Below are 23788 nucleotides of genomic sequence, written 5' to 3'. Positions count from 1 at the left end.
GCTTTCTAAATATTACCAAATCATGGTTAAGCCAACAAACTAAGTTATCCCAATTTCGTTTAACAAATTAGCGAATTTATAAATTAGATCATTATTATACTTAATCACTCCTATTTGAGCCATGTCCTTGGCGATTTCCCTTATAATTTTTTGTGCTGATATTGTTTCAAGCTCTCCCTGTATATTTACAACCTCTTCAACAAAGTTGCTGTATCTAAAGGCTGAGTTTTCCAATGAACAGTTACTCTTAACATAACCTAGAGCCTTTTCTCCAACCTCTTGAATCAAAGATAAGTTTTTAAAAAATTTTCTCAACACCTGTACAAGCTGATCCTCTTCAGTGTCATCGACATCAATTTTTTCAACAGTACCCAAAGGCAGTTCGGCAAACGAGCCGACATTCGAAACTACTACAGGTTTTCCCATCCCCATAAGTCGTAGCAAACTGCCCGAAGTCTCTCCTTGAATAGGATAACGCAAGTTTATGCATATGTCTGTGGCTTTCATGTACTCCTTAAATGTACCTAAATCCGTATATCCTGTAAATATTACTTTATTTGAAAGACCCAATTCCTTTACCAGGCTCTTTAAGTTATATCCTTTTGCCTGCTCACCTATAAGGTAATAAATGAAATCAGGATATTCATTACTCAGCCTTTTAAGTGCCCTTAGTACCGTATCAATACGTTTAGCCGGAACGATATGACCAAATGAAGCCAAAACAATGGTTTTTATATCTACTCCAAGTATTTTCCGGGCAACTGCTTTCGCTTCATCCGGATTTTCCAAAATATTTGCGCAATGGTGTGGAATGACCCTAATCGGTACGTCTGGCCGAATCTTATTAATTAACCTTTGTACAAACTTGGAATGTACAATAATCCCCCTTGCAGAATTAATTATCCTTTTGTTCATAGGATAATCAATTGAAGATGTTTCCCAAAGTGGCGCAATTTCACCCTTTAAAGACTTTTGTGCCTCTTTTGCACCTTCTTCACCATTATTGTATCTAATTTCTTCTAAATACTCTGCCGTTTTACCTTTTTGCAGCAGCATCCCTGCCATCAAATGGTGGATTGCATAGTCATGCATGATAACAATTCCAGCATACTTTAAAGCATGTAAATAGATGTTCTCATGAAACTGATGGTTGTTTCCAATATGATAGATACAAGCTTTGTATTTGTTCTTAGCGTGTTGATATTCAAACTCCTTAATGTTAAAGATTGGAAATTTCTCTTTGATAACTTTGTTACTGAGCTTAAAGCCATCTATAAAAAGATGAATATCCAGGTACTTTTTTAAATGTAATAAAAGTTCTTCACTATAGTCGGAAATACCTGACTTTTGGGGGTTTAAAGGGGAGAAGTAAGCTACTTTCATTTGCACCTCCAATTATCTAATTGTTGAAGTTAATTTATCAATTACTACATCCCAACTAATTGGGGATGCTTTCTTCCAACCATTGTGGCCATACTCCATACAAATACTTTTATGACCAACCAAATAATCTATCTTATAAGCTATTTCTTTTGGATTACCTTCGGTAACAAAACCATTAACTTCGTCTTCAACAAACTCCAAAACCCCCCCGGCATCGTAAGTGGTTATAACCGGTTTCTTAGAAAGAAAAGCCTCCAAAGTTACATAACCATAATCTTCATCAAAAGGGGCATAATATACTGCAAGGCAATTAGCATATAAATCTATCAAATCTTTATCATCCACAAAGCCTAAAAATTTCACCCTATGCTCTAACTTATTTTTGTAAACCATTTTTTCCAGTTTTTCTTTATCAGGACCAATCCCGCCAATTAGACACTGTATATCACTTTTCACGTATTTCATAGCATTAATCAACACATCGACCCTTTTTATAGAATCAAGTCGTCCAATGGAAAGAACATACTTCCCATATTCACCGCAATAGTAATTACCAACATGCTGTGGTGGATGGTAGAGAGCTTGTCCTTGTATACCGTTATATTTTTTCAGTCTATCTGCAGTATTTTGGGCATTGGTGAAAATCTTTTTAGATTCTGAAAGAGTTCTGTTATCAAACCTTATAATCATATCCCTTATTTCAATATCCTCAGGATCATTGGTAAAATCTGAATACTGGGTCCCGTAAAGGTCGTAGATTTGCCGAAACTGATGAATTAACCAGGTTACTTTGTTTTCATGCTTTATCCCGTACGATGGAAATTTTGTCGGTATTACTAAATCAATCTTCATCCCATTGCTTTCGCTTAAATCCAATAACCGCCATGCAAAAGCATGCTTCATTATTTCCACCTTAGGATACCACTTAAATGGAACACGTACGATAGTTGAATTAAAACCTCTTTTTAAAAGCTCTCTATTTAGTGCTTCAACATGGAGTTCCGCACCCCCACTTACAAAGGGAACCTGAGCAGTACATATTACCACCCTCTTATTCTTTTTCACTGTGACACCTCTTTCAAGCTTGTTTCCAGCCAACCACGGCATAATCTTGACTATTAAATAACAAACTGTTTAATTTTTCAATATTTTTGTTTAACTTTTCCGTTTCTGATAAATTCTCGTTATCCACTAATAACTCAAGCTTGGACTCTTCTGGGAAAGGAGAAAGAAATATAACATCGAGAGGCTTAAACCCCGAAGTTTCAAAAATAAATTTCAAAGTTTCTGGATGTACCGGTTGATAGTGAGTAATATCCTGGTAAAAGAAGCTGCTAAATATACCCAAAGTTAGGGGATTGGGCGTTTCTGCAATTAGACAAGCCCCATGTCTTAATTTTTGATAAGCTAATTTTATAATCTCTATCAAGTCCCTTGGTTTTAGATGTTCAACAACTTGCCCCAAAAAGATGCCTCCTACAGAATTATCGGGAAGTTCTTCCAAATAATTTAAGGCCTCTGCTTTAGTGACAGGTAAATTTAAACTTTGGCAAAGTGCCACCATGTCTTCATTTACATCTATTCCTTGAACTGATATCTTATGTTCCTTTAAAAGTTCAACAAATTCACCTCTGCCACACCCGATATCAAATACATTCTCTTGATTCGAAAAGTACTTTAGATAAATGGTCTGTCTTTTTTTTATGTCTGAACGTTCACCTCTAAATCTATTTTCAAATAGTAAGTAATCAAAGTCCTGTAACTCATTTACATCTCTGATTTGTTCTGTAATTGGTTTAATACAGTTCAAAGTCTTTTCGAGTTTATTAGTCATTTCTACTTTCAACTTATTAATATTTGTTGTCATCTCATTAATCAAATTCTTTGAGGAGTCTTTCTCCTGTTTTATTTCTATCATATCTCTGTTAATACTCTCTAAATTTTCTTTGATTTCGTTTAATGCCCAAGTTACTGAACTATTAAACCTAATCTGATCTTCAAATAAGGGCTTCGTTAACCATGGATGAAGAATTCTACGAATAACTTTTTTAAAAAAGACAATTATCTTTCCGACAAACTTTCTATTAGAAACCAAGGGTCTATGGAGCTCATAATGCCATGTATCATTATACGCTTTAGCGGCCTTTATAAGTTCCGATGTATCGTAAACACCTTCTGTTTCAGCGCTGCTGCCATTACTATTAAAAGTGTCAGGCAAATTCTTCTTTATTAAATTAACAATACTTTTAACATTTGGATTGACGTCTTTCATTAAAGCACCTCTAAGTTATTTATTATCCATTTGTGTGGTATCCTGGCTACTCCGGCATCTATTGTTCTGGAAGCTACTTCAAAAGTACATCTTCTGACTATGTAATCATAAGCCCAACCATGGTCGTCGTGTACTGCAACATCAAGATAGTATTTACCCTCTAATAAATTCATAGAATCAGCCTGAAACTTTATAACACCCTCTAGTTGCAAATCATCAGTATTGATTTTGTCAATAAAGGTATTTGTACCATAACACTGCAACCCATCATTCCGAAAAAATCCCACCCCAAAAACAGGATTATTAACCATTCGTTGTACTCTATAATGAATTGCAACCTCCATAGGCTCCCCAGTTTCAAAAAAGTATTTTTCTCTTCGTTCTATACCAAACATTTTAACATCTGTTATCATGATTTCCCCACTACCCCATCGTTCAGGTCCTTTTCTAACATTATCAATGTTAACTGTTGTTTCATTATGCTCAACTATTTCCGGTTCAGAATCGTGTTCAACTGCCATTCGCTTTTCCTGTTTACTTGATAAACAATCCAAATATAAGTTTACTGCTTCCTTTGTATCACCAAAAAATTTTAATTCACCATTATGCAACCAAGCAGCTTTATTACAAAGCTTTTCAACAATACTGTGGTCATGGGAAACAAAAACAATAGTTTTTTTCTGGTTTTTGAAGTCTTTAATCCGGTTAAAGCATTTTTTCTGAAAAGCTGCATCCCCAACAGCTAATACCTCGTCTATAAGCAAAATATCAGGATCAACATTAATCGCAGTAGCAAAAGCCAGTCTCATATACATACCAGATGAATAACTACGTACCGGATTGTCAATAAAATCTCTCAATTCCGAAAAACTGATTATATCATCAACTCTTTTATCAATTTCCTTCTTGGTAAGTCCAAAAATAGAAGAATTAAAATAAATATTTTCTCTACCGGTAAAGTCAGGATGAAATCCAGCACCTAGTTCCAACAAACTTGATACACGGCCTTTAATATTAAGTTCTCCTTCATTTGGATAAATAATTTTGGTTAATAGTTTAAGTAATGTACTCTTCCCAGACCCATTTTCACCTATTAAACCTACAGTCGTTCCTTTTTCAATTTCCAGGTTAATATTTTTTAATACCCAAAAATCTTCCCATCGGCCTCTTCCTTTGAATAAAACCGTCTCTTTAAGAGAAGGCCTTTTTTCGTGATATAACCGATATTTCTTCCAGAGATTTTTTACTTCTATTACAGCCATAAAACCACCACTGTTAATCAAATTTCTTCCGCAAAATTTCGTTTTAATCGTGCGTAAACTACTAATCCGGTAAATAGCAAAATTACTGAAAATAATAAATCATAGCCTAAGTGAGTCCATTTAGGAAAAACACCATAATATAGGATATCCTGATAAGCTATCATAACGGGCGCAACAGGGTTCAAATTAATTAGCATTAAATATTTTTCGGGTATCATTTTTAAAGGATAAATTATTGGAGTTAAATAAAACCACGCCATTAAAAATACTGATAGAATATGCTCTAAATCACGGAAATAGACGTTCAAACCAGCAATCCACAAAGAAAAACCCATGACCATAACCAGTTGTATAATTACTACGATAGGTAATGCTATTATAGCCTCGGTAGGTTGAATTTTAAAAATCAACATGGCCGGTATTAATATTATAAAACTCAGAATGTAGTTTACCAATCCTGACAAAGTTACAGATATAGGCAAAATCTCACGTGGGAAATATATCTTCTTTATTAGGTTTGAATTTTGAACTACTACGCCAGCACTAATTAAAATAGAGTTTGAAAAAAACATCCAGGGTAGCAAACCTGCAAATAAAAAATAGGAATAATTATCCATATCAATCCTCATGATAGTGGAAAACACCAGACTGTAGACAACCAGCATTAAAAAAGGATTCAGGAACGTCCAAAGGAATCCCAATATTGACCCCTTATATCTTTGTCGCAACTCCTTGATAACCATGTTTTTTAGCATTTCTCTATAAGTAATTATTTCTTTTATCGTGCCTAACATAGCTTCAACCTTTCACTAGCATCTCCAAAACAACTAATTCAACAATCCTAACCGTTTCAAACGATTCTGAATCATTTGCCCCACAACTTTTGGAGAAAAATTTTTATGAATATTTTCTTGTCCTTTTTTTGCAATCTTTTCCCGCCATTCCTGGTCGGAAACAAGCCTTAACATATACTTTGCTGCCTGCTCAATATCAGGGTCAGCCCAAACCTGATAAGATTTATATGGCCCGAAATCATTACCAACATTAATTATTTTATACTCCACCATACAGGAATTTGTACTATCCATAAAATCCGTATTTCCTGACCAATTGGTTCCAATAACCGGTTTACCCAGGTACATAGCTTCCGCCATAATAAGGCCAAACCCTTCCGCCCTATGTAGAGATACAAAGCAGTCAACTGCATTCATCAAAGCATTAGCTATTTCACGGCTAAAGATTTCGTCAATAAGGTATATGTTACTGTATCCCTTAATCAACTCTTTGATCTTATCAATTTCTTCCGGACAGCTTTTTGAGTTATTTATTTTTAAAACCAGACCCACAGAACCGCCATTTTTACTAAAAGCAAATCTGAATGCTTCAATCACAGCCTCTGGGTTTTTTCTCGCCTGGGTACTATGAGTATCAAACATTGCAAGAAATAAAAATTGATTATCGGGCAAGCCAAAAAAGCTGCGATTAATATTATGGGGATAAGTTACTTCTATGGCATGAGGTATTCTGATAACCGGTACCGGGGATTTAAGAGAAACTGACTCTAAAACAAATTTTGAAGGTACCCATACTTCCTGAACCATATTAAAACTATTACACCACTCATTAGGAAAATCAGGCAGCTCCCAGGCCCAATAGCCAATATTGTAACATCCGTCAAACTTGCTTGGCCCAAGGTGGGTATATACAATAGGAATTTGTTCAGCATTAATGACTATCAAATTGGTATTGTATAAAGGTGATGCTATTTCTCTGTGCCGCCATGATAAATCATTCATTCTGGCCGGGTTCCCCACAGAAACATTTACTATTCCAAAAGGTATTCCGGTCGTTTCGATTGCTTTCGCCGCAACACGGCATGATTCGCCAATTCCCATCTCAGCCCGGACGTAACCGATTAGATTGATTCCTGCCCTTAAATTTTTATCAATATTATTATTGACTTTGAAATTACGTGAAGAAAAGGTGGTCTTAATTATCCAAGAGTTTAAACTCCCTAATTTATTCTTCAGTAACTTCGGGAGTATTTTATCTAAAATAGGTCTTAGCGCCATCCCGGTTTTAAAAATTCCCCTTAACACAATGTGCTTTGCCTTCTCAGTAATAGATTTGTTCATGTAATTTCATTACTCCTCCAAAGCACAAGGTTTAAATACCTCTTATTTGCTCAAGTGCATCATTAAGTCATCTTCAATCATGGAACAAACTCTCTCCCATGAACGGCTACAGGCAACCTGCATCCGTTTCTCCCTCAGGTTCTCACAATCCTCATCCAATGCCTCTCGCAACTTTTCCGCAAATTCATCCACATTATCCGCAAGGTATACAATCCCCGACCCATGGTCCACAGCCAGGCGCTCCAGTTCCGGCATTCTTGTCCCCACTATCGGCAGCCCCATGACCAGATACTCATTTATCTTGGCAGGCCGCATTTCAGCAACATAAGGTGTAGGCACATATGGAATCAGCCCGGCACAGCACCCCGTTAAAAAGCTCCCTAACTGCTGATATTCCTTAAAAGGTGGATGCCAGGTAACATTTCTGCCCGCTCCATCACAGGGCAAATCAGCTTCATGTAATTGCCCAGCATTCCTTTGGAACCCGGTTAATAGTTTTGGCCCGGCAAATATAAAGCGGATATCAGGAAATGCCCTCGCCATCACGGCAACTGCATCCCACCATATTTTATTATTAACGCCACCTATGTACGCAGCAAACGGTTTATCATCACTGACCGTTGTTTTATCTGGTAATGCACTACGTTTCTTATCCTTTTCTACCATATCTAACAATCTGGTGGAAAACCCGTCTTCAAACAGCTTAATCTTATTGTGATCTGACTTTCCAATGTGGTTTTTCGCATTATTCACCACAGGAACCGAGGCACAGAAAATCACGTTTGCCTTTTGCAGCATCTTCCGGTGGTAAGGCACAATGCGCTCAGCGCCCGGAACCTTACATGGATCACTGACCAAATCAACCACAACACCTGCCCATGACACACTTTCAGCCAGGTGCACTGCCAGTGGTGTCGTCATGTATGACCATAGCAAAATTCTTTTTACTGGAACTCCCGTGTTCCTGCTAAACCGTGCAATTTCCCGACGAATCAGTGCACTGTTCAATTTCCAAGCTGACCGGGAGTATGGGAAAGGCAGGGCCATTGGACTCAATACCTTAATATTATTGTGACTTTCAGATAAATTAGTTCCCTTGGCCGGCCGAATAATCTTTTTCAACCTTTGCCAGACCCGGGGTGCATCTTTGATATTCGGAATGCGTACCCCTGTATTCTCAACAAACAACACCGGATACCCCATCGCCGCGAACTGGCTCATTATTTCCTGAGTCCGCTGCCATAGAAAATCCCAATCAATTTGTGACAGGCAGACAATAGCGTCAAATTTTTTCTCACCGGAAGTCATTGTATATCCTCTCCGGATTTCGGCTTTAGACCGAAATAATCTGCATAATCATCCACCATTCTCTCAATCACATACTTTCTGCCATAGCTGACTTTAGCTTTATTACCCACATTTTCTGCTAACTCTCTGTCTAGCAATAATTGCATTATATGTTCAGCAGCTTTCCCTTCCTGATCAAGAGAAAACAGATAGCCATCCTCCCCATGGTTAATTATATGCCGGGTACCTATTACATTACTTGCAACCACAGGAGTTCCGGTTGCCATTGCTTCTATAATAACCAGTGGGCAGGATTCATAATTTGAAGTAAGTAATGCAATGTCAGTATCCCAAAAGTACTGACCGGCATTTTCCAAATCTCCTGTTAAATGCACATTGCCAGTTATTGCCTCTACATTGAGATAAGCCTGGCATTCCTGTCTCAAGGGCCCATCCCCAACCAGAACAAAGTGTGGGGTTGCCTGTTCCTTTGGCCATTTCTGCAAAACCTGTTGTGCAATTTTGATAAATAACATCGGATTCTTCTGAAACGAAAGCCGCCCTACCATACATACCAAGGGCACAGCACCATCAATCCCCAATAACTCCCGCAAACCTTTGTCCGGCTTTGTAGGAACCGCTCGCCCATTAGGTATTACTTTACACTTCTCTTGACTAACGCCAAGAGAATTCATGCCATACATATCATCAGTAGAAACAAAAACATATTCTGATTTTAAAGGCAAAAGTATTCTCTCAATATTTTTATAAATTAGTTTCTTGACAGGTGAATCCCCGGATACATAAGAAAGACCGTGTACCGTAACGCAAACTCTCCGGATACCGGCTGTCCGCCCCGCTAACCTGCCCAGCCAAGCCGCTTTAGAACTATGGCAGTGAACTATGTCGTAGTTCTTGTTTTGACATAACCTGTTTAAAAAAAGGAGGGTTTTAATGTCATTTTTCAAATTAATACTTCTTTTTAAATAAGGAAGCTGTATTATTTCACCTCTAAAATTACTTGGTAAGGCTTCGGTTAAATAATTACCTTCCCCAAAAACCACATCAACCTCAGCATCAAAACGTTCTGTAAATCCTTTAACCAGATCAACAAGAACATTCTGAGCCCCACCAATTTCACCCAGAGTTATGATTTCAAGTATCTTCATACTACACCGCCAGAGAATAATCGTTTCGCTCCAGGCTTAATGCCGGGTGATAATAAGGGTCTCCTCTTTCCAAAAACTCTCTGTGAACAGATGTGAACAGTTTAATTTCCTCTTCATTCACGAATTCTCCCCTTGTCAGGGATTCATGATGCAGCAGCCTGGCATGCGGGGTATATATATTATAAAATCCTGCGCTAAGCAGTCTGATACACAGGTCAATGTCATTCATGGCAACCCGAAATGATGTGTTAAACCCTCCGACCCTGTTGAACTTGGTTTTTTCTATCATCAAACACGCAGCTGTTACGGCAGAGACATTTCTGACGCAGCAGGCCAAATTCATGTAGCTGGTTGAATTCCCATCACATTTATAGAAAGCATGTGAAGCGCTGCCTCTCATACCGATGACAACCCCCGCATGTTGTATCAACCCACCGGGGAACAGCAGTAACGCCCCCACAGCCCCAACCTCAGGCATCTGACTGTGTTCCAGCAAAGCCTCCATCCAGTCGGCAGAAATAACCTCAGTGTCATCATTTAAAAATACCAAGTAACTACCTAGCGCTTCGGATGCCCCAAAATTGTTTATGTCCGGATAGTTGAATTCACCGGGATATCTTAAGACCCTAAAACCCCTCATGCCTTCAAGTGAGTTCAGGTAATTCAGGGTGTCTTCTTCAGTACTGCCGTTATCTATAACTATTATTTCATAATTACTGTAAGTAGACTTCTTCTGAATGCTTTCCAGGCACCTGCGCAGCACTTCTGCATTATTTTTTGTCGGGATTATGATTGAAACCGGCTCCACATTCATGATATTCAGTCGATAAGTAAAGGTATCTGTGACCTTGCTATAGGTAACCCTAGAGTCATACCCTTTTCTAAAAAGAGTCTCCCGGACAGCCCTGGACTCCTGAATGTCTTTTGCTTCTACTTCGTCTCTCCAATTATCCTTTTTTACTTTACTGAATAATACCCGGGGAATTCTTCTCACATCTAATTTGTAGTCAGTCAATCTCAGGAGCAGTTCATAATTAAGACATCCGTCGTAAGCCTGCCGGAATCCTCCAACTTCCTTAAGCAACTCTTTCCTGACGATAACCGGAGATCCCACATAATTAAAGGAATATAGCAGGTTGGGAGACCATCCCGGTTTAAAAGCAGGATTTAAGCGTATTCTGGTTCTATTATCCAGGGTATCTTCATCACCATAGATCACACTAGGATAATTTGATTCACTCGCTTCCCTGGCAAAACACCCTATAGCATCAGACCTTAAAACACCGTTATCTTCAAGCAGTAAAACATACTCGGACTTTAAATTATTTACTACTCTCTTGAGAACAAGGCCTAAGTCCTCACCTGTCCCGTTATTAACAATCACAATACGGTTATCTCCACCAGACAATTCAGTCAGGTATTCCTTGGCATCAGGTACGGAAGACCCGTCATCAACGACTAACAGAACCCATTGTTCTGCATCCTGTCTTAATATGGAGTCCACCGTAAGTTTTAGAGAATCTTTATCAAACTTTGATAACAATATCACAATACTTATCAACGGAAGAAGTTCATTTTCTCGGGCAGTTCTTTCATCCCCGGCAATCCCCTTTGTCCCTACACCTTCATCGTTTTTCTCAAGCCACTTTTGGTACTGAGAATTTAAATCTTCCGGAGCTAAAAAGCTGCGCCATTTATACCTTTTAAAAAATTTGAAAGTTCTCCGGAGAAAGTAAAGCACTCCGTAAGCCCTCAAAATTCGCAGGCCTTTTCTGAATAATTCACTTACATATCCAAATACATCACTCATTAAACCTTATCCCTGCTTAAATTTTTTTTATTACGATGCCTTATCCCTCATAAACAAAACCTTCACCGTCTGCAGCAGTATCTGCAGGTCCACCAAAATATTATTCCTCTTAGCGTAAAGCAGGTCAAAAACTAACTTCTCTCGCGGCCCGGTATTGTACTTCCCGGCTATTTGTGCTATCCCTGTGATGCCTGGTTTTATTCGGTGTCTGTTCTCATAGCCATAGATTTCCTTCACATACTGTTCCACAAAAAACGGTCGCTCCGGCCTGGGGCCAACCATACTCATATCGCCCCTGATTACGTTGACCAACTGGGGCAGTTCATCCAACCTGGACAGCCGGAGAATTCTGCCTACCCTGGTGGCCCGCTGGTCATCTTCACATGCAAATACCGGACCCGTACCCTGCTCTGCATCCTGCACCATGGTGCGGAATTTATACAAAGTAAAGAGTTTGCCACCCTTGGTGACTCGTTCCTGTTGATAAATAATTGGCCCGGGAGAATCCACTTTAATGATCAGGCCTATCAAGGCCATTACTGGCAGGGTAATCACAAAAGCAGCTGCTGCCACAAACAAATCCAAAATTCTCTTTACAAAAATACTTTCCCCATTACTATTCTTTACTCCAAACACCGGAATATCATCTATCAGATTTAAGTCCGCTTTTACAAGAAGAACCTCATATAAAGCAGGGATTAAAAAGGCCTCTTTCCCGGATGAATAGCAGAGACATACTATTTTTTCTTTTAATACGGCATCAAGAGACGGGGTGATAATAACAACATCACAGACAATACTGTTTATTACCTGTTCATACTCATCTAAACTGCCCACCACTCTAAATTTTTCACTGCCGGTTTCTGTAAATGAATCTTTTTCTGATATTATCCCAATTATCTCAATATGACTCTCAGAAAACTCGGCAAACCGCTCTGCCATTTCCAGAGTTTCTGGCCCATTACCGATTATTACTGCCTTCTGCACCCCCAGGGATTTCTTAGCTGCTCTCCACAGAAAATAACGCCATATTGTTAGTAGAATAACCTGGATTAATCCACTCAGCAGAAATACAGATCGTGGGAAGGCATAATTAGCGCTGATATATGTAAGTGAAATGCTCAGCATTAATGTCAGGGATACCGCCAGAACTATTGAGTAAAACTGATTATCCCACTTGGTCCTGGGCGACACCGAATATAACTGATACATATTAAAGAAAAAGAGGCTTCCCAGTGATATCCAAAAAAATAATTGCAGATAAGGCTCAAAGTTATAGGGTGGCAGAGTGAAATTAAACCTTATCAGATAAGCCAGGATTATGCCAATATTTATAATCAGGACATCTATAATCATCATAACTATAGAACGTCCAGTTTTTCTATCTGAAAGCCACATTGCCAAGTCCTCCCCTAAGGGGGTAATTTTTCGCTAATTTATAGGTAACTTTATTAATTTTCTACTTCAGAGGTAAAATTCCTCCCTGATTCGTGATATTATGACCGGGAAATATTGTTCCTTCCCATATTTGTACCAATTAGAAACAGTTCAATAATAATGCCAATTGTTGCAGTCCTCTAATTGGTTTCACGACAACTTTCTCAAAGCTACCACCGCCTGAGCTGAATACTGCTGCAAGCGCTTACTGAAGCTCAGGTGTGGGGTGGCAACCCAAAGTTTCCTTTCCTCTTCAGTGATGGTTTTCATCTTGTAGTTGACTACTTTTGGCATCTCTGCTGCCTTTTTCAGATAGGCTTCGGCCTTTTCATTGTCCCCCTTATTAAGGTAATGGTTCCCTGCCGATAGGTAAACATACCCGAGGAGGTCGTAACTATCCTGAGACCAAGGTTCAAGCCGAGAGGCTATCTCGGCTTCCCGTACAGCGCCATTAAAATCTTGCTGAGCCAGAAGAATATTCACCTTTTCCACTCTGAAAACATAACTCCCTTTATTTCTGGCTATTGATTTGTCCGCATATGTCAGCGCAGAATTGATTTGTTCCGGCTTTTTTTCGACCTTAAACCTGGCCCTGTCCATAGCCGCCAAGTTAGCATAATGATCGGCATCGAACGGGTTAAGTATAGTTGCCTTTTTTAGGTAGTTAAACCTGGCATCATAATCTTTATCCTTAAGGGCTGCAATGGATTTCTCATTATAAATAATACTTAGTAAAAAAGAAAACGACAGGGTAGCAACCAATAACGGGACTGCGATCACACTAAAGCGCATTAATTTGTCACGGCCGCCCTGAACAGTTTCTTTACCGTTTTGCAGGACCTCACCATGCCTTGCCAAACCTTTTAATATACCAAAAAACGTCCAGACAATCAGGCTCACAGCACCAAATGCCATAGTAAAATCCACAGCGCTTTCCATTCCTATTATCATAAGAGCAGCCAGTACCGTTGTTGCCAGAAGAACCCCTTCCGGCTTCTTCCCTCTATAAACCCTACTATACGTGACAATAACTCCAATAATAATCAACCCTAATGAAAATATCCCAAGAATACCTGCCTCAACCCAAGTCTGCAGGTAAAAGTTGTGTGCCTGTTTAGAAATATATCCATAACTCTGGTATTCTCTATAAATTGAAGACCATCCTCCGCCCCCTACACCAATTATAGGATGCTCCTTAATTATTTTTAACGCATCACCGTAGAAGTAACCCCGTTCAACAATGTTCCTGTCCTCAAGGCTTATATCTGTGATTCTTTTAAGACCCTCGGCCTGCCCCAAAACATTAAAACCTCCAAGAATGCCGACTATAAGGATGCCAACTAAAATAAAGGCTGCGTATTTAGGAGCAATTTTGAAACTTCCATTCCTTCCTAGTGATAGCAGCCGCTCAACGCCAATATTAGCCATAACATTAATCACGCAGAACATTATTACATAAACCCATATCAGTGGTTTACTCACGAGCCCATTAAGTACAAATGCAGTTGCTCCTCCCAAAAGAAAATTAATTGTCAGTGCACCAAATGCCAGGATTTTATAGCCACCGGGCTGAAGAAATATAAACACCAGATAAGCAAACGGTAAAACGACAAATGTTCCCCGGGATGCAGTCCCAAACAATGCCGTAAAAACAAAAATATTGGATGCAGCCAGGGCCATACGATAACTTATCCCAGGTTCGGTAAGAAACAGGTAACACCCAATTAGACCTATTGCTCCCAGGTATGCCCCTAGAGAGTTAGGATACTGAAATGTTGAGGCTATCCGACCAGCCAGAACACCATCAGTAATCTTGACCCCACCGTAAGCAGCAAGCCCAACTATGGCTACAATTACCCCTGACAAATAAACTACAGTCATTAACTGCTTGACCTTTGGTAAACTGACCGCCGACCTGATGACAATCAGGTAAGCCATAAGGTATACGGCAAATTCCATGTCTGTTTTAATAGCGGTTGATAACTTAACAGCAGCAAAAGTTGCTATTATATGGGCTACTAAAACCAATACCACACCTGTGTCAAGGACATCAAATTTTATCTTTAACCCCTTTGACCCCTCATTAAATACGCACCAGGCAAAAACAAGAGCCACAGCAATTTCAGCAACATGCATGGCCTTATCAAAAAATAGCCCCTGAAAAAAAGGTGCTATAAATAATATCCCAATTAGTGCATAAAAGGCTAATTTATTTTCGTTATCCCAGGCGCTTTTCCGTTTCATTTTGTTTCATCCTCCGATATTTTCAATGTAGTTCACCGGAATGCTTTAAACTTAATGAGTTTTCCACACTTTGTGTCGAAATTCCTCCTAAAACACCTTCTTTATTTGCATTTTAGCAAAAGTAAATTTTAGGCCCTCCATTTCTTGCCTTTCCTTTGTTGTGGAAGTTTATGTATTAGTAATGGAAAAAAGAAGGACCGGGTTAACCCGGTCCTTCTTTTTTTTACTTTTTAAATTAAATTGGATTTACAGTAGCTGCACTTGTTTTACTAAAGGTATAGCCAGTATAGTCATCTGTATCTACAATGAATATCACATTGGCAACACCTTTGCGGTCATCATCGCCAGTTACAGGTACTACGAATACGGCGTCACCCTCATCAATACCGTCAATGCCATCTACGTAAACAGGATCACTTTCAGTCATATCGTAGATGTAGGTGTCAGCATCGATATCGTACCACTTTGTATTAGCAACTTCGATCGCATTATTAGTTGTGTCAACATCCGTTATCTCACCGTAAACGTTGCCGGAGGTAGTCGGTACGTAAGAATCACCAACATCAAGTGAAATCTTGCTACCAGCTAAGGAGTACTCAACAAGAGTATCTTCACTAGGTACAGTACCGTCTATTTCGTATTTAGCTTCTTCACCGCGAATGTCAACGATTGCCCACTCATCACCATCATAGTAGTAGGTATCGATAACCATAGCCATGTCTTCTGCGGTACCTTCAACTGTAGCGCCAACAATCATTACATACTCAACCTTGTTGCCATCTACCTTAGCCCAGCAGAGAATCTCTTCGCCTGACTCAAGGTCTTCAGCATCGCTAAGCAGACTACTTGTGCTGACTACGTCAGGATCTTCATCTGTAGGTCCGTTAAGAACTATGGTGTCATTATTTACATAGTACCAAGAACCATCGATATACAGTTTCTTCAGGTCTTTTGCACCATCAGTAATACTGTTAGCCTGGTCGTCAAGCACTTCAAGGTCATCAATGTTACCACTGTCATTCAGCTGGAACTTAACAGCAGCACCGTCAAATACTACAGTATCTGCAGAATAGGACTCAATCGAAGTACTATAAGTTAATTCTACATCAGCAGTTTCAACAGTGTAGGAAACAGTAGCACCATCAGACTTCATAATCTTAATGCTTGTGATGAAATTATCCAAGTCTTTATCAAGAACCTTGTCAACAATACCATAGATGTTTTTGCTTTCACTTTCAGCATCGGTCAGGATAAAGGCAATGTCACCTTTCCTGTCAAGGGCAAACTGAATTTCTTCATCATAGATATCATCAAAGAAGTCGCTACCTGTACCACTGAGGTCATCCCAATTGTCGCCATCATCAGTTGAGAGAAGCATATCTGCATCCAGGTCATACTTCTTGCCGTCAATCCTAGCTTGCTCAAAGTATGCATCACCAGGATTTACAGTACTCATACCAGCTTCGAATTCGCCGGACTTGCTGAGTGAATATGCATCTACAAATACATCAAGACCATAGTTATCTTCAGTTACATAGACAATATCAGTAGCTTTCAGATCGTCTACATCAGCATATTTGCCATCCTTAAGTACCAGTACATCGTCCTGGTCAAGGTCAACACTGCCGCTGTCCATGTAATTCAGGGTGTTGTCAGACTCAAGTTCTTCAACCATCTTAGGACTTCCGGATGCTGTTTTCTCAACTGCAAAATAAATCTTACCATCTGCATCGAGATATACATCATAGAAATCATTTAATACGCCGGCTGATTCATCAGTGTATTCCAGCTCAAAATTAATGTCGTCAGTAGCAGTACCTGTAGGTGCTGTTGTAAGATAGCAGCCATCAGCAAACTTGTAAGAAGTACCGTTGACTTTCAGTTTAGCGCCATCATCATCTACATCGTCAGACTTAACTTTGGTTGATACTACATCAACGTATGTAGCTTCTTCATCATCTGAATTGTAGATGAAGTTAATAAGGTGGTTGGTCAGGTACGGAACAGCCATTCCGCCGTCAACAACGGCATTTTCAGCCAGTGTGACATCCTTGTTGGCAAAGCCTTCTTCAACTGCGGAAGTGAACGGATTGTCTTCGCCTTCAATTGTGATTACAAACTGACCATCGGAATCAACTTCCCATGCAGTAACCTTGTAATCTTCTTCATCATAAACTGCGCCGTCAAATTTGTCAGCTAACAGTGTGAAGGTGTTGTCATCTGCATCTTTCTTGAATGCAAAGTCATCAACATCTTTATCCCAAACTACAACGTTCTGATCAAGAGTCTCAGAAGTCATTATGGCAATGTCGCCACGGGTAGCAGGAACATTAGCTGAGAAGGCAACATCATCAGTAATACCAAGCTCAGCAGCTTTTACCAGGTACTCAGTCGGCCATTCGCCGGGGAGCTTGTCACTGTAGCCAAGGAGACGAACCAGGATGGTTACGCACTCAGCATAAGTGATGTTGGCGTTAGGCTTGAAGGTGCCATCGGGATATCCCTGAATGTAACCAAGGCTTGCAGCCAGGTTAACCCAGCCGGTGTACCATTCGCCAGCCTTAACATCGGAAAACTTGGAGGTAGCATTTTTCAGGAAATCTGCACTGCTGGAGTTACCTGCAGCAGCCATAGCAATTTTTGCAAATTCAGCACGGGTTATGTTTCCTTCAGGCTTAAAGGTGCCATCGGGATAACCGTCAATAATTCCAAGAGCATTAAGTCTGTAGACACTGTCGGATGATGCACCACTTACATCTGAGAAGGTGGCTGCTCCGGCAGGAGCTGCGAATGCGAGAACGAACAGAGCTACAGTTACGAGAGCAATCATTCTTTTAAACTTTCTCATTCTTCTAAAATCCCCCTTTGCTTATTTTCTCTTTCTTTTGAAACCAATAAAAAATCCGCCTATTCACCTATCTTTTGTTGCAACACCCCCTTCAAGAGATACTTATCTAGAACCAATAATACTAAAGGTTTATACCTTTAGAAATTTTAAGCTGCATAATTTTAGCCCATTCGTTTTCATTCTACATACTGGATAAGTTTTCCTTCAATAAAGCGGAATTTTTTTATTTTTTTGTCACTATTTGTTCTGGTTTGATTTAGGCCTGCTGCTGTTCCCTTCCTGCACTGGGACTACATTAACTCAAAAGGATTATTGTGCCACAAACCTGAATTAATTATACCTAATTCCCGACCCACTAGTCAACAGCTTTCGGACAACCAATATTTAGGGAATGTTTCAGTAATCTCCCTCTGTTTTTATATTCATACTTATTCGGGGGTATGTGTCGGTTTAACGGGGTAGGAAAGAATTTTTTCTTTAATTATTTTTCACTTTTTGCCAAAAGAAAAGGCTGCATCCCTACCCAGGACTGGTTCCCGGCAGGTTTACAGCCTTTTACTTCCGAAGCAAAATTTTTCTCCTCTACTATCTATTCTCTATCAGCCGTATTGCTATCTCACTGTTCCTCAGTGCTTTTTGCCGCAGTTCCTTCCTGATATCCTGCAGCTTTTTCCTGATAGTTTCCCTGTTATCGAATACTTTCTCCACTTCCTCCACAAGCTGTCCACCAGTAATACTCTCCAGATCTTCCAGGACCGGCTGTCCAATACTTCTGAGGAAATCAGTTACCTTAGGGTCATAACTGAGCCCGGCCATCGGCGCGGCACAGGAAGCAGCAATTATCAGGGCATGGAGCCTCATCCCCACAACCACATCCATTGCCTTAACCAGCTCTGTAATCCGGGAAAAACCCAAGGCTTCTTCTATCAGTACCGGCTTATTATCCATCATCCCGGCAATTTCCCTTGCCGGGGCCACATCAGCAGGGTACTGCATGGGCACAAATATAACCTGCCTCCCTTTTGCCAGCATGGTATCGGCAAACCCGGCCACAGCCTCCTTGTACCCCTTCTGCCCCTGCCATTCCCGGATAAATATTCCCACAACCGGTCCGGCAGATACCGGTATTCCCAGCGCCCTGAATACTTCCTCACTAATGGCACACGCTTCCGGCTCCATGGCAAACACCGGGTCAGCCGTAACCTCAACCGGCGGCCGCCTCACCCCGATCTGCCGCAGCAGGCTCGCCGAAGCCTCATCCCGCAGTGTAATCATATCCACCCTGCTGCCTATCAGCCTGATCAGCAGCTTACCGATACTGCCATTGACCGGACCTATCCCCTGGGCATAAAACATGACCGGCTTTCCCAGCAGTTTGGCCAAAGCGACAATACCCAGGTAATACGGTATGGTCAGCGGTCCCGTCACATCCTGCAGCAGACTGCCGCCTCCGCTTATGAGAAGGTCGGCACGCCTTAATGCTGAGAAAATCTGAGACAGGCCCAGCCTGTTGACAGCCTCCACACCATAGCGCCTGGCAGTCTCTTCCGGCCTGAATGATAATACAACTATATGTACACCCGGCATCTCTGCTTTGAGTGCCTTTATAATAGAAGCCAGGAGCGCTTCATCACCTGTGTTTTCATACCCGTAATAACCGGATATCACTACAGTTTTCATCAATTTTGGTCCCTTTCCGGTAAAACTTTTCCTTCATTAATATTCACATCATTATTCAGGTTATTTTCACCGGCAGCTCCGGCAATAAGTTCATCCATGAAAACCTGAAGCTCTGCTTCATCAACAACGTAATAACTGGCGCTGTTTATATATTTGGGGCTTCCCGGAATATTGACAAACTTCATATTTTCCGCACCGGCATTTTTAAACCGCCCCGCCAGCATAATAATTTCCCTTACAGGGAGATCCGTTTTCACATTACTGCGCAGTTCACCCGCAATATCAGGTATTTTTAACAGGGTGCCCGGTTTTAAAACCTCCTCAGTGAGTGCCGCCAAAAACTTGTGCTGGCGCTCGATTCTAGGCAGGTCCCCCCCACCATCGCTCCTGTACCTGACATATCCCAGGGCATCATGTCCGTCAAGACGCTGGTAACCTTTATTGACATCAATTCCCTCAGGTGGATAATACATATTTTTTTCAACCTCCAGGTTTACCCCGCCAATAACGTCAATTATGTTTTCAAAACCGTCAAAATTAGTTTCCACATAATTGTGTATCGGTATCCCCAGAAACTCTTCCACTGTCTTCCGGGTCAGCTCAATCCCGCCGTTGGAATGGGCGTGGTTAATCCGGGTCGCGTGCTCCAGGCCATCTATCTTAACCCTGGTATCCCTGGGAATGGATACTACGCAAACCTTCTTCTCTTCTGTGTTAAACATTGCCACCATAAGCGTGTCAGACCTGGCCGGTTCGTTTTTCCGCTGGTCCACACCAATCAGCAGCACATTCAGCCATTTTGTTTCTGCAATGACCGGCGCCTCTGCTCCCCCGGCAACCGCCCTGCTGTTATAGTACATTTCTGCAGCCACGCTCCACAGGTCCGCCTGATAGGCATAGACTCCCAGGGTCATAACTGCTGCTAATAGCAAAGTGGTCAGAAACAACCGGCGCTTTCTTACCCTCCTGAGCTTCAGGTGCCGCACTCTGGCATCCCTGGAATAAGCTTCCTGATCAAAGCTGCGAAAATCCTGCATAGTCTGATGTCCTTCCTAAATGTCATTCCCCATTAATCCCAATTAATTTCATTCCCGCAATTCCGATTCCCAGAGTCAGTATTCGGCAAAATCCGCCTGTTTCCTTTTTTTATCGTATATGAAAAACCCCGGCAGCAACGAACCACCAGGGCACCAACCAATCTTCCGCCTTTTATCTTATTCATTATCCCTTTTCCTGATCTCCTGTCTCCTATCTCCTATCTCCTGTCTCCTATCTCCTATCTCCTATCTCCTATCTCCTATCTCCTGTCTCCTGTCTCCTGTCTCCTGTCTCCTGTCTCCTGTCTCCTGTCTCCTGTCTCCTATCTCCTATCTCCTGTCTCCTGTCTCCTGTCTCCTGTCTCCTGTCTCCTATCTCCTGTCTCCTGTCTCCTGTCTCCTGTCTCCTGATCTCCTATCTCCTATCTCCTATCTCCTATCTCCTATCTCCTATCTCCTGTCTCCTGTCTCCTGATCTCCTGTCTCCTTTTTCACTTCGCCCTCCGGTCCGGGTCCATAGCCTTTGCCAGCAGCACAGCAACTTCCGCCCTGCTTACAGATATCGCGGGACGGAAGGTCCCATCGGGATACCCCCTGCTGATACCGTTATCAGCCAGTGACAGCACCGCATTATATGCCCAGTAATCAGTGCGCACGTCCTTAAAACCGGCGGTAGCGCCGCTTTTCTCCAGCCCGTATGCCCTTTCCAGCATTATAGCCATCTGGGCCCTGGTCACATTATCATTAGGCTTAAACTCTCCACCGGGGAACCCGGAGATAATGCCCGCCTTCTGGGCTGCCGCTATGTATCCATAGGCCCAGTGTCCGGCGCTGACGTCCTTAAAGTTCACCTCAGCCCCTGCCACCGGCAGGTCCAGGGCCTTAACCAGCATCGCGGCAACTTCAGACCGGCGCGCCGCACTGCCTGGGGCAAATGTGCCGTCACCCATTCCGTTGATTATGCCTCTGTCCACCATATACTCTATATCACCTAATGCCCAGTGCTCAGCAGGCACATCGGAAAACATGGGCCCATTCAAACGAGCCAACGCAGTTCTTAAATCAGAGGCTTCACCCCTGAGAGACTGCAGTTCTGTCTGCAGGGCAATAACCCGCTCCTGCACCGGTTTTAATACCTTATCAGCATAGCTCTTTGTTATCACCGGGTTTGAACTGCTTCCCGGCGGTCCGGAGCCGGCGCTTACCGCCTGAGCAGCAAGAAACCCCAGTAACACTGGCAGCAGAATCAGGTATCTAAACTTATTTCGCATTAATATCACTCCGCAATTTCTATTTAAGCTTATCAATTTCACTTCTCAGACCCGCTATCTCACCTCTAAGGGTATCAGCCTCATTTGTCAGTTCATCAATTTGAACCTGCAGCTTACCTGCTTCTATATCTACATAACTCTTGGTAACCAAAGGGTCATTCTGGTCCCCCGGACTGCCAATAGCTGCATTCACAGCCTGGCCCAGCACAAAACCCGCTAGTGTCAGAACCAATACCGCTCCAATGATCACCGCTTTTTTGCCAAACATAACCGTTCCCCCTCATTATGTGCGGAAATTATTTTTTCCTTTATGGTTCAAGGCTTATCGCCTTGAACTGGATATCTTCCCATACGCGGTTAGCTTCTGGAAATGACCGTAGAATATGGGGAGATGTTGTACAAGATTTTTCTTGCACTGACGCCGTGATAAATATTACCGCAGTTCCGCTAAGCGAAGCCACGGACCGGAACCATGGATGGTGAAGCCGCCATTGAGGCAGGAGGCCGAATTGGCGGTTTAGTCCGTGGCTTCGCCAGGAATAAGGTTAGATTTATCCGGCGTCAGTGCGAAAATCCGGTACAATAGCTCACCATATTCATTCCGGTCATTTCCGGGAGCTTAATGTCGTTTGGAAAGTACCCTTATAACTTCGAGAAACGGTCACCTATTTCCTTTTCTGCCGGCTTCATTTTTCAGCAAATAAATATATATTAGGAGCTGTGCTGCTTCCGGATGCCTCACTGAGTCATCTCATAGATAATGTTTTTCCAGGTCTGTTCCGACACAAAAAGGTATTTTGACCCGGGAGACTCATACTCATATCCCGCCAGGGCAGTTTTACGCATCTCCTGAAGTTCCATCTGCCTGCTCAGGTAAAAAACCGCCAGCATTTCCCCTGTGGTAAAATTCGTTGTCATATCACGGCTGAATATCCTCAGGAATTCGGGAACCCTGGTCAGTATCCGGGGCTGCACAAGTTTACAGGCCACTGCACTGACAATATCCCTGTCATCAGTCCGGAGCCCTGCTGTAGTCTGCTCAAATGCCTCCAGCATGCTTGACCTGCGCCCATTAACTTCTATTATCCCGATGACGTCACTCAGTTTTTCCAGAGCTGTCTGGTTCACATGGACAAAATTGCTTATCTCGAGGCCCAGTTTTTGTTCCAAAAACCGCCTGACACCCTCACGCCCGTTTTCCCTGTACAGGTCCCCAATTGTACGGTAGTCCCTGTTGAGTTCAATTGTCTCATTAGTATCGGTTGCCGTATAAAGTGGGATTACCACTATGGATGCCTGTTTCGTCTCCCGGTTAAAAGTCGTTACCGAGACTACTTTCAATTTATCTTCATCAGTCCAGATGTACATAATGTTGAGGGTGTCAGCAGAGCAGTTTAGAGCTGTTTGGGCCGCTTCCAGATGCACCACAGTTGGCATCGCCGCCTCCTTTATAGGTACAAGCGGAGTTACTTTATTCCCCCGGCTGCCTTTTATCCCCTGTATCGCCGGAACATACCAGCCGTCATCCGCCGTCTTCAGCCAGTGCCCCTCCTCTGGCGGTACTTTTACCAGAACCGCTGCCCCGGGCCCTTTTAAGAGGGGTGCCGCTTCTCCGGGCCCTTTAAAAAAAGGCATTGCTCCTGCGGACCCTTTTACAAATGCCGCCCCCATCCCGCCATTATGTAAAAAAAAGACCGCCAGGGCGGCCATTAATGTGCTGACAAATATTCGGGAAACCATAACAGGCAGCCTATGATTTATCCTCTTCATAAAAATTCCTCCTTTGGTCAAACAATAGTATTATTGACCACAGGAGGAAGAATGATGCAGAATATTTTTATCCTATGCGGCGAGGAGACTCCCACCTCTTCAGGTGGTGAGATGAATCGCCGTTCTGAATATTTTCCCCGAACACCAGTTCCCTTTCGTTCTCAATTGTGGTAAAATAAGGTT

At 41.9% G+C, this 23788-nt stretch carries 17 protein-coding genes; all 17 read right to left on the bottom strand.

What is annotated here, in order from left to right; genetic code table 11:
* Positions 1-39: 39 nt before the first annotated feature.
* The 17 genes from Ga0451573_RS15365 to Ga0451573_RS15285 all read right to left on the bottom strand — a co-directional run bounded on the left by Ga0451573_RS15365 (position 40) and on the right by Ga0451573_RS15285 (position 23605).
* On the bottom strand, positions 40-1383 hold the full coding sequence (locus Ga0451573_RS15365; protein WP_231685025.1) for a glycosyltransferase family 4 protein: 1344 nt from the start codon (positions 1381-1383) through the stop codon (positions 40-42).
* Positions 1384-1395: 12 nt separating this feature from the next.
* The gene (locus Ga0451573_RS20105; RefSeq protein WP_231685024.1) at positions 1396-2448 is read right to left on the bottom strand and encodes a glycosyltransferase family 4 protein; all 1053 of its coding nucleotides are present in this window, start codon (positions 2446-2448) and stop codon (positions 1396-1398) included.
* A gap of 13 nt (positions 2449-2461) precedes the next feature.
* Entirely contained in the window at positions 2462-3655 is a 1194-nt protein-coding gene (locus Ga0451573_RS15355; RefSeq protein ID WP_231685023.1) for a class I SAM-dependent methyltransferase, read from the bottom strand.
* Positions 3655-4917, bottom strand: coding sequence for an ABC transporter ATP-binding protein (locus tag Ga0451573_RS15350; protein WP_231685022.1), 1263 nt, complete (start codon positions 4915-4917; stop codon positions 3655-3657). The genes Ga0451573_RS15355 and Ga0451573_RS15350 overlap by 1 nt, the downstream gene beginning before the upstream one ends.
* 17 nt (positions 4918-4934) lie before the next feature.
* Complete coding sequence (locus Ga0451573_RS15345) at positions 4935-5660, bottom strand: ABC transporter permease (RefSeq protein WP_231685101.1); 726 nt, start codon at positions 5658-5660, stop codon at positions 4935-4937.
* Between the two features lie 84 nt (positions 5661-5744).
* Positions 5745-7052, bottom strand: coding sequence for a glycosyltransferase family 4 protein (locus Ga0451573_RS15340; protein WP_231685021.1), 1308 nt, complete (start codon positions 7050-7052; stop codon positions 5745-5747).
* A 42-nt stretch (positions 7053-7094) separates the two neighbouring features.
* Entirely contained in the window at positions 7095-8360 is a 1266-nt protein-coding gene (locus Ga0451573_RS15335) for a glycosyltransferase (RefSeq protein ID WP_231685020.1), read from the bottom strand.
* The gene (locus Ga0451573_RS15330) at positions 8357-9508 is read right to left on the bottom strand and encodes a glycosyltransferase family 4 protein (protein WP_231685019.1); all 1152 of its coding nucleotides are present in this window, start codon (positions 9506-9508) and stop codon (positions 8357-8359) included. The genes Ga0451573_RS15335 and Ga0451573_RS15330 overlap by 4 nt, the downstream gene beginning before the upstream one ends.
* Position 9509: 1 nt before the next feature.
* Complete coding sequence (locus tag Ga0451573_RS15325; RefSeq protein WP_231685018.1) at positions 9510-11318, bottom strand: glycosyltransferase family 2 protein; 1809 nt, start codon at positions 11316-11318, stop codon at positions 9510-9512.
* 30 nt (positions 11319-11348) lie between these two features.
* On the bottom strand, positions 11349-12716 hold the full coding sequence (locus Ga0451573_RS15320) for a sugar transferase (RefSeq protein ID WP_231685017.1): 1368 nt from the start codon (positions 12714-12716) through the stop codon (positions 11349-11351).
* Between the two features lie 189 nt (positions 12717-12905).
* Complete coding sequence (locus Ga0451573_RS15315; RefSeq protein WP_231685016.1) at positions 12906-14999, bottom strand: O-antigen ligase family protein; 2094 nt, start codon at positions 14997-14999, stop codon at positions 12906-12908.
* Between the two features lie 235 nt (positions 15000-15234).
* Complete coding sequence (locus Ga0451573_RS15310; RefSeq protein WP_231685015.1) at positions 15235-17847, bottom strand: S-layer homology domain-containing protein; 2613 nt, start codon at positions 17845-17847, stop codon at positions 15235-15237.
* Positions 17848-18432: 585 nt separating this feature from the next.
* Positions 18433-19527, bottom strand: a complete 1095-nt coding sequence (csaB, locus tag Ga0451573_RS15305) for a polysaccharide pyruvyl transferase CsaB (protein ID WP_231685014.1) — start codon at positions 19525-19527, stop codon at positions 18433-18435.
* The gene (locus tag Ga0451573_RS15300; RefSeq protein ID WP_231685013.1) at positions 19527-20564 is read right to left on the bottom strand and encodes an LCP family protein; all 1038 of its coding nucleotides are present in this window, start codon (positions 20562-20564) and stop codon (positions 19527-19529) included. The genes csaB and Ga0451573_RS15300 overlap by 1 nt, the downstream gene beginning before the upstream one ends.
* Before the next feature lie 491 nt (positions 20565-21055).
* Positions 21056-21835, bottom strand: a complete 780-nt coding sequence (locus tag Ga0451573_RS15295; protein WP_231685012.1) for an S-layer homology domain-containing protein — start codon at positions 21833-21835, stop codon at positions 21056-21058.
* A gap of 19 nt (positions 21836-21854) precedes the next feature.
* The gene (locus Ga0451573_RS15290; protein ID WP_231685011.1) at positions 21855-22103 is read right to left on the bottom strand and encodes a hypothetical protein; all 249 of its coding nucleotides are present in this window, start codon (positions 22101-22103) and stop codon (positions 21855-21857) included.
* Positions 22104-22573: 470 nt separating this feature from the next.
* Complete coding sequence (locus Ga0451573_RS15285) at positions 22574-23605, bottom strand: LCP family protein (RefSeq protein ID WP_231685010.1); 1032 nt, start codon at positions 23603-23605, stop codon at positions 22574-22576.
* Positions 23606-23788 lie beyond the last annotated feature (183 nt).

The sequence above is a fragment of the Phosphitispora fastidiosa genome (assembly GCF_019008365.1).
Taxonomy (GTDB): Bacteria; Bacillota; Thermincolia; order Thermincolales; family UBA2595; genus Phosphitispora; species Phosphitispora fastidiosa.
This window is presented reverse-complemented; position numbering and strand designations above follow the sequence as displayed.